14 protein-coding genes are annotated in these 12,643 nt (G+C 33.4%); 8 read left to right on the forward strand and 6 right to left on the reverse strand.

Features of this window, described 5'->3' with window-relative positions; genetic code table 11:
• Window positions 1-58 precede the first annotated feature (58 nt).
• The 4 genes from P163_RS13825 to P163_RS13840 all read left to right on the forward strand — a co-directional run bounded on the left by P163_RS13825 (window position 59) and on the right by P163_RS13840 (window position 2,790).
• Entirely contained in the window at window positions 59-538 is a 480-nt protein-coding gene (locus P163_RS13825) for an Lrp/AsnC family transcriptional regulator (protein WP_034892436.1), read from the forward strand.
• Window positions 539-620: 82 nt separating this feature from the next.
• Window positions 621-1,139 carry a DinB family protein gene (locus P163_RS13830; RefSeq protein WP_034892438.1) on the forward strand — a complete coding sequence of 173 codons (519 nt, stop codon included), beginning with the start codon at window positions 621-623 and terminating at the stop codon, window positions 1,137-1,139.
• The gene (locus P163_RS13835; protein ID WP_034892440.1) at window positions 1,136-2,122 is read left to right on the forward strand and encodes a YihY/virulence factor BrkB family protein; all 987 of its coding nucleotides are present in this window, start codon (window positions 1,136-1,138) and stop codon (window positions 2,120-2,122) included. The genes P163_RS13830 and P163_RS13835 overlap by 4 nt, the downstream gene beginning before the upstream one ends.
• 119 nt (window positions 2,123-2,241) lie before the next feature.
• Entirely contained in the window at window positions 2,242-2,790 is a 549-nt protein-coding gene (locus tag P163_RS13840; protein WP_034892442.1) for a type 1 glutamine amidotransferase domain-containing protein, read from the forward strand.
• An 81-nt stretch (window positions 2,791-2,871) separates the two neighbouring features.
• Here P163_RS13840 and P163_RS13845 read toward each other — a convergent pair whose 3' ends face one another.
• Both P163_RS13845 and aroB read right to left on the reverse strand, forming a co-directional pair.
• Entirely contained in the window at window positions 2,872-3,180 is a 309-nt protein-coding gene (locus tag P163_RS13845; RefSeq protein WP_034892443.1) for a hypothetical protein, read from the reverse strand.
• 99 nt (window positions 3,181-3,279) lie between these two features.
• Window positions 3,280-4,347, reverse strand: a complete 1,068-nt coding sequence (gene aroB / locus P163_RS13850) for a 3-dehydroquinate synthase (protein ID WP_034892445.1) — start codon at window positions 4,345-4,347, stop codon at window positions 3,280-3,282.
• 101 nt (window positions 4,348-4,448) lie between these two features.
• Here aroB and P163_RS13855 point away from each other — a divergent pair, with 101 nt between their 5' ends.
• Window positions 4,449-5,687 carry a proline dehydrogenase family protein gene (locus tag P163_RS13855; RefSeq protein WP_034892447.1) on the forward strand — a complete coding sequence of 413 codons (1,239 nt, stop codon included), beginning with the start codon at window positions 4,449-4,451 and terminating at the stop codon, window positions 5,685-5,687.
• Between the two features lie 6 nt (window positions 5,688-5,693).
• The gene (locus tag P163_RS13860; protein ID WP_034892449.1) at window positions 5,694-6,233 is read left to right on the forward strand and encodes a 1-acyl-sn-glycerol-3-phosphate acyltransferase; all 540 of its coding nucleotides are present in this window, start codon (window positions 5,694-5,696) and stop codon (window positions 6,231-6,233) included.
• Between the two features lie 17 nt (window positions 6,234-6,250).
• Here the strand turns inward: P163_RS13860 and P163_RS13865 are convergent, their stop codons facing one another.
• The 4 genes from P163_RS13865 to gcvT form a co-directional block, all read right to left on the reverse strand.
• Window positions 6,251-6,970 (reverse strand): YebC/PmpR family DNA-binding transcriptional regulator, encoded by a 720-nt coding sequence (locus P163_RS13865; RefSeq protein WP_034892452.1) that lies wholly within the window; start codon window positions 6,968-6,970, stop codon window positions 6,251-6,253.
• A gap of 88 nt (window positions 6,971-7,058) precedes the next feature.
• Complete coding sequence (locus P163_RS13870) at window positions 7,059-7,346, reverse strand: 4a-hydroxytetrahydrobiopterin dehydratase (protein WP_034894408.1); 288 nt, start codon at window positions 7,344-7,346, stop codon at window positions 7,059-7,061.
• Window positions 7,347-7,457: 111 nt separating this feature from the next.
• Window positions 7,458-8,273, reverse strand: a complete 816-nt coding sequence (locus tag P163_RS13875; protein ID WP_034892455.1) for a sugar nucleotide-binding protein — start codon at window positions 8,271-8,273, stop codon at window positions 7,458-7,460.
• A 3-nt stretch (window positions 8,274-8,276) separates the two neighbouring features.
• Window positions 8,277-9,362 carry a glycine cleavage system aminomethyltransferase GcvT gene (gene gcvT, locus P163_RS13880; RefSeq protein ID WP_034892458.1) on the reverse strand — a complete coding sequence of 362 codons (1,086 nt, stop codon included), beginning with the start codon at window positions 9,360-9,362 and terminating at the stop codon, window positions 8,277-8,279.
• Window positions 9,363-9,510: 148 nt separating this feature from the next.
• On the opposite strand from gcvT, the gene P163_RS13885 reads away from it, so the two are divergent.
• Both P163_RS13885 and hutH read left to right on the forward strand, forming a co-directional pair.
• A complete protein-coding gene (locus tag P163_RS13885) occupies window positions 9,511-11,022 on the forward strand; it encodes a bifunctional ADP-dependent NAD(P)H-hydrate dehydratase/NAD(P)H-hydrate epimerase (RefSeq protein ID WP_034892461.1) in 1,512 nt (503 codons plus the stop codon).
• A 112-nt stretch (window positions 11,023-11,134) separates the two neighbouring features.
• Window positions 11,135-12,643, forward strand: coding sequence for a histidine ammonia-lyase (hutH, locus tag P163_RS13890; RefSeq protein WP_034892463.1), 1,509 nt, complete (start codon window positions 11,135-11,137; stop codon window positions 12,641-12,643).

The raw sequence follows: 12,643 nt of genomic DNA on the forward strand, positions 1-12,643 counted from the left end.
ACTAATTATCTAAAGAGTTTGTATTATTTTTGTGTTTTAATTAAAGACAAGGACTATTATGGCCAAGTATAAACTAGATGAAACTGATCACCAGATTTTGGATATGTTGATCGAAAATACGAGAACACCGTTTACTGATATAGCTAAGAAATTAAATATTTCAGCTGGAACTGTTCACGTTAGAGTGAAAAAGATGGAAGAAGCACAGATCATTTTAGGATCTACTTTAACCTTGAACTATGAGAAATTAGGATATGCTTTTATCGCCTATGTAGGTATTTTTCTTAAAAATACGTCTCAAACCAAATTTGTATTAGAACGTATAAATGATATTCCATTTGTGACTGTAGCTCACGTTACTACCGGGAAATTTAATGTTTTCTGTAAGATTAGAGCGCGCAATACACAACATGCTAAAGAGATCATATTTCAATTAGATGATATTGAAGGTGTGTATAGAACAGAAACAATGATTTCTTTAGAAGAAAGTATGAATGATAAGAAAAGATTGATGCATTCTATATTTAAAGATCTATAGATTTAGCTAATATTTTATTAAATACCCTTTAAGCTTCAAAGTTTAAAGGGTATTTTTATACACTATTGTCAGATATCATACTATGAAATTAAGTAGCTTAAGACCTGGAGATCATTCCCCATTTTATCAAACCTATTTAGATTATTTACCGAATGAAGATGTAATAGATCTTCTAAAACAAACTAGAGATGAATTCCTTTATTTTTTAGATCATTTAAGTGAAAAAGATCTTAAACATTCTTATGCTGAAGATAAGTGGACGGTAGCGCAGGTTCTTCAGCATCTATTAGATACAGAGAGAATTTTTCAATACAGAGCATTAACTGTATCAAGAAATGATAAAACTTCTATTCCGGGTTATGATCATGATTCATATGTTCCTGCCTCCAGAGCAGATGGAAGAAGTTTAGTGAGCTTTAAAGTAGAGTTTGAGTTAATTAGAAATAGTGGAATTGCATTGTTCGAAAGTTTTGATACTGAAATGCTCACTATTCAAGGAAATGTAAATGACTCTAATTTTATACCACTGGCAGCAGGTTTCATAATATCGGGTCATCAAAAACATCATCTTCATCTATTCAAAGAACGTTACGGATTATGAAAAGACTAAAAACGTTTCTAAATCTTTTAAAGAAATCTTACACAAGCTGGATGGATAATGAGCCTTTTCAAAAAAGTGCCATTATAGCCTACTACACACTTTTCTCATTACCTTCATTATTGATTATTGTAGTAACTATTGCAGGTTATTTCTTTGGGAAAGAAGCTGTACAAGGGAGAATTACAGGACAGATCTCACGTTTTATTGGGGAAGGTGCTGCTGAAGCTATTGAGAATATGATCTCGAGCGCAGCATTAGATAATAATTCAACTTTAACCGTGGTTTTTGGGGTAGCAATGTTAATATTTGGTGCTACGGGAGTTTTCTTTCAGCTTAAAATAGCAATGAATAACATTTGGAATGTTGCAGAAAAGAAAGCTACGTTTTTTAGAATGGTAATAGATAGAATGATTTCTTTTGGGATGATTCTAGTAATTGGCTTTTTATTATTAATGGCTTTAATCGTTTCTGCTAGTATTAGTTATTTAAGTGATTTTATTGGAAGTTCTGCGCAGATTGCTAGCGTTTCTGTAATACAGTTAATTAATTATGTGATCTCTTTTATGTTTATCACAACATTATTTGCCTTCATATTTCAGTTGTTACCAGACGTAAAAATTAAATGGAGGATCACTTTAAAAGGAGCAGGACTTACTACTATATTATTCTTAATAGGAGAATCTCTAATAGGATTCTACTTTGGTAATACAGATCCTGGTTCTGTATACGGAGGAGCATCTTCTATTGTTCTTATTTTATTATGGGTGAACTATACATGTTTAATTATGTTCTTTGGTGCAGAATTTACAGTGCAATACGCTTTGTACAAGAACGAAAAAATTAGCCCTAACGAATTTTCTGAACCAGCCATTCATCAGGAAATGGAAAAATTAGAAGAAAAAAAGCAAAAGCTCAAGGCAGATCATAAAACGATGGAATGTCTAGAGAATAATACAGAATCTGAAGAAGTTGTCGCGAAATAGTGGGATTAATAAAGGTTTAACGAAAAGCTGTAATATTTTATAAGGTTCTTAATACAGTTTGCTGTATCTCTGAAGTAATTTTGAAAAAGAATATTATTACTAATTATAAAATCAATATTATGAAAAAGAGAATAGCAATTTTAGCTACAGATGGATTTGAAGAAGTTGAATTAACCTCGCCAAAAGAAGCGATGGAAAAGGAAGGATTTCAAGTAGATATTGTAAGTTTAAAATCTGGATCTATTAAAGCCTGGGATGGCGATCATTGGTCTAAGGAGTATAAAGTAGATAGAACTATAGATGAAGTGTCTTCTAAAGAATATAACGCGTTAATGCTTCCTGGTGGAGTTATTAATCCAGATAAATTAAGACGTGAAGAAAAAGTTCTAAAATTTGTACAAGATTTCTTTAAGGAGAAAAAGATTGTAGCTGCTATTTGCCACGCACCATGGACGCTAATAGATGCTGAAGTAGTAAAAGGTAGAACTATGACATCGTTTAATTCTATAAGAAAAGATGTTGAAAATGCAGGAGCGAATTGGGTAGATAAAGAAGTAGTGGTAGACGAAGGATTTGTTACAAGTAGAAATCCTGATGATCTTCCACCGTTTAATGCTAAATTAATAGAAGAAATTAAAGAAGGAAAGCATGAATTACAACATGCTTAAATAAGAGTATTTTCAAGTATAAAATCCATCTAAATAGAATTCACATTTATAGAATTCCGATTTAGATGGATTTTTTATTTATTATATTTCTTCTTCCTCTTCCTCTTCTTCTTCAATATTCTTCTCTGGAATCTCTACAATAGGCTCGTTAAAATCTGAATCTTCGTAATCATCTTCATCATAATTAGCCATGGTGTTTTCCAATCTGGTACTAACTTTTACGAGGTAGATTGAGTCTTCTGTTCTTACCTCAATAGCTTCTACAGTTTCATTCTTTGCGTTCTTAAAAGAGATAACTTGATCGTCGTCATATCCATCAGGATATTTTTCAACCAGCAAGCTCAAGATCTCTGGAGTTAACTTTTTGTAATCTACAATGACTCTTTTCATAGCGTATTTTTAATCGTGCAATTATAACAAAATTTGTAATAAAATCAATTGGTAATTAATTTAAATAAAAAAATTTATATCCCGGTGAATATCAGTAAATTAATTTTCTTGATAATATTCAAAAGCATTGATAATTAGATCATTATTAACCTTTTGATCTAAAATAGGCTTTCCTATATCTTTCAATAATACAAAATTTATCTTACCATATTCATTCTTTTTATCAAATTTTAATAGCTCGATAATATGTTCGATATCATCTGCTTCAAAATTAACTTTAGGATAGATATCACTTAATTTTTCTGTTATATTCTTTAACTTATTTTCTGGAAAGTCAAGTAAATTAGATGATATGTGGGTAGCTAGGATCATTCCTATTGCAATTGATTCTCCATGGAGTAAAGTATTCTTATCTTCATGAGAAAGAAAATAAGACTCTATAGCGTGTCCTAATGTATGTCCATAGTTTAAAGATTTTCTAACATTCTTTTCCAAAGGATCTTCTGTAACAATTGAAGATTTAATGCTCACAGATTCTTTAATAAGCGCTTCTAGATCATCTAAGCCTAAATTTTCCAGATTTGTAGCTTTTTGCCAGTAAGCTTCATTTGCTATTAACCCATGTTTTAAAATTTCAGCTAAACCACTTCTCATTTCTTTAGCTGAAAGAGTAGAAAGATAAGTTGGATCTATAAGAACCATTTCTGGTTGAGTTATTACTCCGATCTGATTCTTCAGAGTACCTAGATCTACTCCGGTTTTACCACCAACAGATGCATCTACCATAGCGAGTAAAGAAGTTGGAATATTAATATAAGAGATGCCTCTTTTAAAAGTGCTAGCTACAAATCCGCCTAGATCTGTTACTACGCCGCCACCCAAATTAACGATCAAACTTTTCCTGTCACCATTTAATTCTGACAGTACATTCCAAATTCCTGAACAGGTCTCAATATTTTTAAATTGCTCTCCAGCATCCATTTCAATCACTTCTATTGGCGATTCTGTCACCATCTTTTGAAGAAATGCGTTTAAACAGCAATTTTGTGTATTACTATCTACTAAAATAAAGATTACGGAATGGTTTGTGCGCTTTAAGAAATAGTTTAACTGCTGATATGCATTTTCAGAAAAGTAAACTGGAGCTTGATGAGTTGTAATGGCCATTAATATGGTTTTAAGCTAAATTTAGAAAGCTCGAAAATAAGCAGAAATTTAATAAATAATCACTACTCAATAATTATATTTGCGAGATTAATACATTAAGAATGATCACACAAAAGATTTTTAACGATACCGAAACTGCCTTCAAACTTAAATCTGACGATGAGCTTAATAGAGCTTTACTGATGTTTGGTATGATAAATAGACCAAGTTTAGTTAAGATCGGTACGTATCTTACAAAGATTTCTCTAAAGTTACATCTACCTGTAGAGGGATTGATTAAAGCTACTATATTTAATCAATTTAGCGGTGGAGAATCTATGGAAGATTGCTTACCTAATATTGAAAAAATGTATACTAAGAAGCTTCATAGTATTTTAGATTACTCGGTAGAAGGTAAAGAGGAAGAAGAGCAATTTGATGCTGCAATGAAAAAGAAGATAAGCATCATAGAATTTGCAGCTAATAGAAAAGAATTACCATTTGCTGTTTTTAAACCAACGGGAATCGGACGATTTGCAATCTGGGAGAAAGTTAGTTCAAAATTAACTTTGACTGCTGCAGAAGAGGAAGAATGGAAAAGAGTTCAAAGTAGGGTAGAGCAGATATGCGAAGCTGCATATCAGAATGATATTAGTGTGTTGGCAGATGGAGAAGAGACTTGGATGCAGGATGCATCTGATGAGCTTATGGTGAGAATGATGCAAAAGTATAATCAGGAAAAAACTATCGTTTTTAATACCTTGCAATGTTACCGTTGGGATAGAATGGAATATCTTCAAAATTTGCATGAGAAAGCTAAAAAAGAAGGCTTTAAAGTGGGCGCTAAAATTGTGCGTGGAGCTTACATGGAAAAGGAAAATGAAAGAGCTAAGAAAATGGGTTATCCATCTCCTATATGTGAAAGCAAAGAAGCTACAGATGTTAGTTTTAACGGAGTACTATCATATTGTTTATCTAATATAGACGACATTTCTCTATTTGTAGGAACTCATAATGAAGTTAGTAATTATTTAGCATTACAGATATTAGAAGATAAAGGTTTGGCAATAGATGATTCTAGAGTTTGGTTTAGTCAGCTTTATGGAATGAGTGATAATATAAGTTATAACCTGGCAAGAAAAGGATACAATGCAGCTAAGCTAGTACCATTTGGTCCTGTTAGAGATGTAGTTCCCTATCTTATTAGACGTGCCCAGGAAAATACATCTGTTAAGGGGCAGACAGGTAGAGAGCTCTCTTTATTGATGGAAGAACGCAAAAGAAGAAAAGGAGAGGATACCAGTAAAAGGTCTAATGAGAGTTCTTCACAAAAAGATCAGCCTAAACATCACGCAGAATAATCTTTAATGAGGTGGCTCTATAAAATAATATTTTTCAAAATTCTGGGTTGGAGTCTAAACGGTACAGTAGATCCTGCTATAAAAAAATGTGTTTTTATCGTTGCCCCTCATACCAGCTGGTTCGATTTTTATTTGGGCTTATTAATCCGAAAAATATTGAATATAGAAATAAACTTTGTAGGTAAAAAGGAGTTGTTTAAGCCTCCTTTTGGTTGGTATTTTAGATGGGTTGGTGGAGCTTCCTTAGATAGAACCCCGGGACAAGATAAGGTTGAAGCGATAGCTGCTGTTTTTCCAACCAAAGAAATATTTAGATTAGCGTTGTCTCCAGAGGGCACCAGAGAAAAAGTTGATAACTGGAGAAGCGGTTTTTATTATATTGCTCAGAAAGCAAATGTTCCAATAATTAAGGTAGCTTTTGATTATGGTAGAAAGGAAATAAAGATTGCAGCGCCTGTATTTTATAACAAAACATTTGAAGAAGATATTTTAGAGATCGAAAAATTCTATGCCGGAGTTACCGGAAAATATCCAGATAAATTTTAATAAAAAGAAACCGAAGATTAATCTTCGGTTTCTTCCATTGTATGGTAAACGTTCTGAACATCATCATCCTCTTCCAGACGTTCTAACAATTTTTCTACATCTGCAGCCTCTTCTGCAGTAAGCTTCTTTGTTACTTGTGGAATTCTTTCAAAACCAGAAGACAAAATTTCCAGGTCTCTACTTTCAAGCTCCTTTTGTAAAGTTCCAAAACTTTCGAATGGAGCATAGATCATAATTCCGTCTTCATCTTCAAAAACTTCCTCTGCACCAAAATCTATTAATTCAAGTTCCAACTCTTCCGGATCTAAACCGTCTCCATTAATTCTGAAATTACAGGTATGATCAAACATAAATTCTACAGATCCTGAAGTTCCTAGATTTCCATCACTTTTGCTAAAATGCATTCTCACATTTGCAACGGTTCTATTATTATTATCTGTAGCGGTCTCTACAAGAACTGCTATTCCGTGTGGAGCATATCCTTCAAAAAGAACGATCTTATAGTCTCCCTGACTTTTATCGCTAGCGCGTTTAATGGCTCTTTCGATATTATCTTTAGGCATGTTAACACTCTTGGCATTTTGTATAACTGCTCTTAATCTAGAGTTACTGTCTGGATCCGGTCCGCCTTCTTTAACGGCCATCACAATATCTTTGCCTATTCTAGTGAATGCTTTGGCCATTGCAGACCAACGTTTCATCTTACGTGCTTTTCTAAATTCGAATGCTCTTCCCATAAATAATTTTAATTCTACGGTAAAAATAAAAAAAACGTTCCATAATCTACTAAAAAATGGAACGTCAATTTATGTATGTGATTATCGCTTATTCAGCATTTACGATTCCTTCAATAGCTTTTGCCATTTTAAAATCTTTCTCTGTAACTCCATCTGCATCGTGAGTAGAAAGAGTGATCTCTAATTGATTGTAGACATTAGACCAGTCTGGATGATGTTGTTGAGCTTCCGCTTCAAAAGCTATACGCGTCATTAAAGTGAATGCTTCTTTAAAGTTTTCAAATTCAAATGAGGTATGAATTGCATTATCATTGTAATTCCATCCTTCCAAAGATTCTAATTTTGATAGGATCTCATCTTCAGTTAATTTTTTCATATCATTCATATTGTTAGAAATGTTTATAGTCTTTCCCATAATTCTTAAAGTTACCTTATTTGCAATAATTACCCACAATTTTGTTAGTGGTTTAAATTTATATTAGCATTCTTATTTTATTAGGGTGGCATTTATTACGTCTAGTACAGATACCTGTAAATTCTTTGGTAAGAGATTATCTTTAGGAAGTACCGCTAAAAATCTATCGAAATTTGAATCATAGACCTGTTTCAAATGTGGATTTTTAAACCCCAACTCTTTAGCTATATCTGTTACAAGATCATGCTGATGTATTAGGTCATTACTCCCTAAATGAAATACACCCTGCTTTTTTCTATTTATAATATAATGAATTTGTTGTGTTAATTTAGAAATATCTGTGGCATTTATAACCACGTTAGGAAACACTTCTATAGGCTCACCAAATTCAATCTTATTCTTAATTTCTAATACTCTTGGAGAGTTAGCGCCAAAAACCATAGGCAATCTAAGAATATTGTATTTATGATTTGGTAATCTTAAAAGTGCATTTTCTATCTTAATCTTAAACCTTCCATAAACACTCATGGAGAGTGTTTTGTCATATTCATACGAGGGAAAGTTCGTAAATCCATCAAACACATTAGAAGATGATAGAAATACTAATTTACAATCATTTTTAGCGATGTAATCAATAATAGAAAAGTGGGTGATCACTTGAGAAGTAAAATTTCCTCTAAGCGCAGAAACTATTACAGTGGGTTTTAAGCTTTGTAATAAGATCTCAACATTTTCTGTTTCATGATCAAATTCATAAAATTTTTGATTCTTATTAAAACCTTTTTCATTGGTATTATAGGTTCCATAAGTATCAAAATAGGAGCAGAGCTCTTTATATAAGGCATTGCCTATAAAGCCACTCGCTCCTAAAATCAATATTTTTTCCAATAGTTATTCTCCTTTATAAAAGGGCAACTTCACCAGGCTTGCTGGAATGGCTTTCTTACGTATCTGAATAAAGATCTTCTCATTATTCTTTGCCATTACAGTAGGAATGTATCCCATTCCTATTCCTTTATCTAATGATGGTGACATAGTTCCCGAAGTTACTACGCCAATTATCTTGCCATTTTCATCTACGATATCATATCCATGTCGAGGGATTCCACGTTCATCTAACTCAAAAGCAATTAACTTACGTCTGGCACCCTCTTCTTTTTCTTTTAATAATGCTTCAGAATTCACGAAATCTTTGGTGAACTTTGTAATCCAGCCCAATCCGGCTTCTATAGGAGACGTATTGTCATCTATATCATTACCATATAAGCAGTAGCCCATTTCTAGTCTTAGTGTATCTCTGGCAGCCAATCCTATTGGCTTAATACCATAATCTGCACCAGCTTTCATTACTGCGTCCCATACTTGTTCTGCATCTTCATTCTTAAAGTAGATCTCAAATCCACCACTTCCGGTATATCCAGTAGCAGAAATTATTACATTTTCTACCCCAGCGAATCCTGCAACCTCAAAAGTATAGAATTTCATATTTGCAAGATCTATATCTGTGAGAGATTGCATAGCTTCTGCAGCTTTAGGACCTTGAATTGCAAGTAATGAATAATCGTCTGATATATCTCTTGTGGTAGCATCCATAGTATTGTGCTGCGCTATCCAATTCCAGTCTTTTTCAATATTTGAAGCATTTACCACTAGTAAATATTTCTCTTCATTAATTCTATAGATAATAAGGTCATCTACAATTCCACCGTCTTCATTAGGAAAACAAGAATATTGAGCTTTTCCATCTACTAACTTGGAAGCATCATTAGAACAAACTTTTTGAATGAGTGCTAGTGCATTCTTTCCGGTGATCAAAAACTCACCCATATGAGATACATCAAACACTCCCAAGTTCTTACGAACATTCTCATGCTCTATATTAACTCCTTCATAGGATACAGGCATATTATAACCCGCAAAAGGGACCATTTTTGCATTTAAGGCTTCGTGTTTATGTTTTAAGGCGATTTCTTTCATACGGTTAAAATTTTGGCAAATTTATTTATTTAAGATTGAATACTGATAATTTTAAGTACTTTTTATTAAGAATTTGTTAGTGAAATGTATTGCGATAATTAGAAGGTTTATATTTGTTCATAACCAACAAGGATTAAAAAATTAGACAATGAAGATTTTTGATGTTAAGCAATTAGCTGAAGCCGATAAGGTAACTATGGAAAAGCAAAATATTAGTTCATTAGAACTAATGGAGCGCGCTGCAGGACTTGTATTTGAAGATATTCATTCAAAGCTGCAAAGCGCTCAAATACCTATAAAGGTTTTTTGTGGAATAGGTAATAATGGAGGAGATGGTTTGGTAATTGGAAGGTTACTTTTAGAACATGGATATCAAGTTACTATGTACGTAGTAAACTATTCAAATAATAGATCAGACAATTTCTTACAAAATTACGATAGGGTAAAGGATATAACCAATGATTGGCCAAAGTTGCTAAAAAGTGAAAATGATTTCCCTGAAATAGGAAAAAATGACTTTGTAATAGATGCTATTTTTGGAATTGGTTTAAATAGAGCAATGGAGAATTGGGTTGGGAAATTAGTAGAGCATATAAATATATCAAATGCATTTGTTCTTTCTGTAGATATGCCTTCCGGACTATTTTCTGATAAGATTCCGACTCAAGAAGACCGTGTGATCAAAGCAAACGTAACCATCTCTTTTCAAGCTCCTAAATTTGTTTTCTTCTTACCTCAAACTTCAGATTATGTAGGAGATCTTCAAGTTATTGATATAGGCCTAGACAGAGAGTATTTAATAAAAACGCCTTCTAATATTCAGCTTATTAACAAGGAAGAAGCAAAAGCAATGTTTCAGCCTAGAAAGAACAACACGCATAAAGGTAATTACGGGCATACTTTAATAATTGGAGGAAGTTATGGAAAAATAGGAAGTATAGTGCTTGCTGGAACAGCTGCATTAAGAACAGGAGCTGGATTGGTCTCTGTATATGTGCCTAAATGTGGGTATGACATTTTACAGATTTCTGTTCCGGAAGCTATGGTTCTTACAGATGAAAATGACCAGGAATTGATTACTATAGATTTTGAACTAGACCCAGATGTGATTTGCTTTGGAATGGGAGCCGGAACATCGAGCAAAACTGCCTTAGCATTGGAAGGTCTATTAAAAAAGACGAAAAATGCCATGGTTATAGATGCAGATGGCTTAAATATATTGTCTAATCACAAAGATTATTTATCATTATTGCCAGAAAATTCTGTATTAACTCCACACCCTAAGGAGCTGGAAAGATTAATTGGATCGTGGCAAGATGATTTTGATAAATTAGAAAAGGCCAAAAAATTCACAAAAGAATATAAAGTTATCTTGGTAATTAAAGGTGCTCACACCATGGTAATAAGTGGTGAGAATATTTATATTAATAATACTGGGAATCCGGGTATGGCAACAGCGGGTTCTGGAGATGTACTTTCTGGAGTTATTGCCGGCTTAATCTCCCAAAAGTACGATACACTAACAGCCGCAGTTTTCGGGGTATATCTTCATGGTAGAACAGGCGATATTTTAGCTGATAAGAAAAGTTATCAAGGTTTGATCTCCGGAGACATTGCGAATAATATGGGAGAAGGATATTTAGATTTGTTCAAAAATTGATATTTAATAGGACTTCAAATCGTAATTATTAATTTAATTTAGCATTTGTTTAACGATATGCATAATAACGTTAGAACCTTATAACTATTAAATCGCTATTCACATTATTACTATGGATTCATTTTATATAAGCTCTGCAGTTCTTGATCTTCACATAATTCATGAGATCTTACAGGAAAATAAAAAATTAGAGCTTAGTGAAGAGGCGAGGGTGAATATTGAAAAATCTAGGAATTATTTAAATGAGAAAATAAAGAACAATAACCTACCAATCTACGGTATTAATACGGGGTTTGGATCTTTATGTAACGTTAAGATATCAACAGAGAATTTAACCCATTTGCAAGAGAATTTAGTGATGTCTCATGCCTGTGGAACCGGAGATGTAGTGGCGAAACCAATTATTAAGTTGATGCTTTTGCTAAAGATACAGTCTTTGAGTTATGGTAACTCTGGAGTAGCACTAGAGACAGTTAATAGATTAATAGAACTCTATAATAATGATATCCTTCCGGTTATATTTGAACAAGGATCACTGGGAGCTTCTGGTGATCTGGCACCACTGGCACATCTAGCATTACCGCTTATTGGTGAGGGTGAAGTCTATTTTGAAGGAGAAAGAATAAGTGCAGCAGAGCTTTTAAAGAAGTTTGGTTGGACTCCATTAAAATTACAATCTAAGGAAGGTTTGGCTCTATTGAATGGTACTCAATTTATGAGCGCCCACGGTATATATGCATTGCTTGAATGTTATAAACTTAGCTACTTAGCAGATCTTGTGGGTGCCATTTCTATAGATGCCTTTAACTGCAATATGTCTCCCTATGATGAATTAGTTCATATGGTAAGACCTCACAGGGGTCAGGTTAAAACTGCTGAAAGAATTCGAGAGTTTCTGGCAGATAGTGAAATAGCAAAAATAGAAAAGGATAGTGTACAAGATCCATATTCATTTAGATGTATTCCACAGGTGCACGGGGCAACTAAGGATACCATCTCCTTTGTAAGAAAAACATTTAAGACAGAAATAAATTCTGTAACAGACAATCCTAATATCTTTATTGAAGCTGATAAAATTATTTCCGGGGGAAATTTTCACGGGCAGCCTTTAGCCTTAGCACTAGACTATTTAGCTATCGCAATGTCTGAACTTGGAAATATTTCTGAAAGAAGAACCTATCAAATGGTTTCTGGTTTAAGAGGCCTGCCTAATTTTTTAGTTGAAAATCCTGGGTTAAATAGCGGATTCATGATTCCGCAATATACGGCAGCAAGTATTGTGAGTCAGAACAAGCAATATGCAACACCTTCCAGCACAGATTCTATAGTCTCATCTAACGGGCAAGAAGATCATGTGAGTATGGGAGCTAATGGAGCCACCAAATTATTGAAGGTTGTTGAAAATATAAATACGATACTCGCCATTGAGTTATTTAATGCATCTCAGGCATTATATTTTAGAGAGCCACTTAAGACCTCTAATAAGTTGGCAGAAATTATCACTAAGTTCAGAGAAGTAGTGCCTATAATTAAAGAAGATCAGGTGATGTCTATACACATTCAAGAAGCAAAAAGATTTTTAAAAGAGTTTAAAATGGATGAAAAATCGTTGCAGGATTAG

It is taken from the genome of Gillisia sp. Hel_I_29 (assembly GCF_000744275.1).
Classification (GTDB): domain Bacteria; phylum Bacteroidota; class Bacteroidia; order Flavobacteriales; family Flavobacteriaceae; genus Gillisia.

Coding starts and splice junctions, on each gene's coding strand:
- P163_RS13885 (WP_034892461.1), top strand. CDS start 9,511: ATGAAGATTTTTGATGTTAAGCAATTAGCTGAAGCCGATAAGGTAACT.
- aroB (WP_034892445.1), bottom strand. CDS start 4,347: ATGGCCATTACAACTCATCAAGCTCCAGTTTACTTTTCTGAAAATGCA.
- P163_RS13865 (WP_034892452.1), bottom strand. CDS start 6,970: ATGGGAAGAGCATTCGAATTTAGAAAAGCACGTAAGATGAAACGTTGG.
- P163_RS13825 (WP_034892436.1), top strand. CDS start 59: ATGGCCAAGTATAAACTAGATGAAACTGATCACCAGATTTTGGATATG.
- P163_RS13855 (WP_034892447.1), top strand. CDS start 4,449: ATGATCACACAAAAGATTTTTAACGATACCGAAACTGCCTTCAAACTT.
- P163_RS13870 (WP_034894408.1), bottom strand. CDS start 7,346: ATGAAAAAATTAACTGAAGATGAGATCCTATCAAAATTAGAATCTTTG.
- P163_RS13845 (WP_034892443.1), bottom strand. CDS start 3,180: ATGAAAAGAGTCATTGTAGATTACAAAAAGTTAACTCCAGAGATCTTG.
- P163_RS13860 (WP_034892449.1), top strand. CDS start 5,694: ATGAGGTGGCTCTATAAAATAATATTTTTCAAAATTCTGGGTTGGAGT.
- hutH (WP_034892463.1), top strand. CDS start 11,135: ATGGATTCATTTTATATAAGCTCTGCAGTTCTTGATCTTCACATAATT.
- P163_RS13830 (WP_034892438.1), top strand. CDS start 621: ATGAAATTAAGTAGCTTAAGACCTGGAGATCATTCCCCATTTTATCAA.
- P163_RS13840 (WP_034892442.1), top strand. CDS start 2,242: ATGAAAAAGAGAATAGCAATTTTAGCTACAGATGGATTTGAAGAAGTT.
- gcvT (WP_034892458.1), bottom strand. CDS start 9,362: ATGAAAGAAATCGCCTTAAAACATAAACACGAAGCCTTAAATGCAAAA.
- P163_RS13835 (WP_034892440.1), top strand. CDS start 1,136: ATGAAAAGACTAAAAACGTTTCTAAATCTTTTAAAGAAATCTTACACA.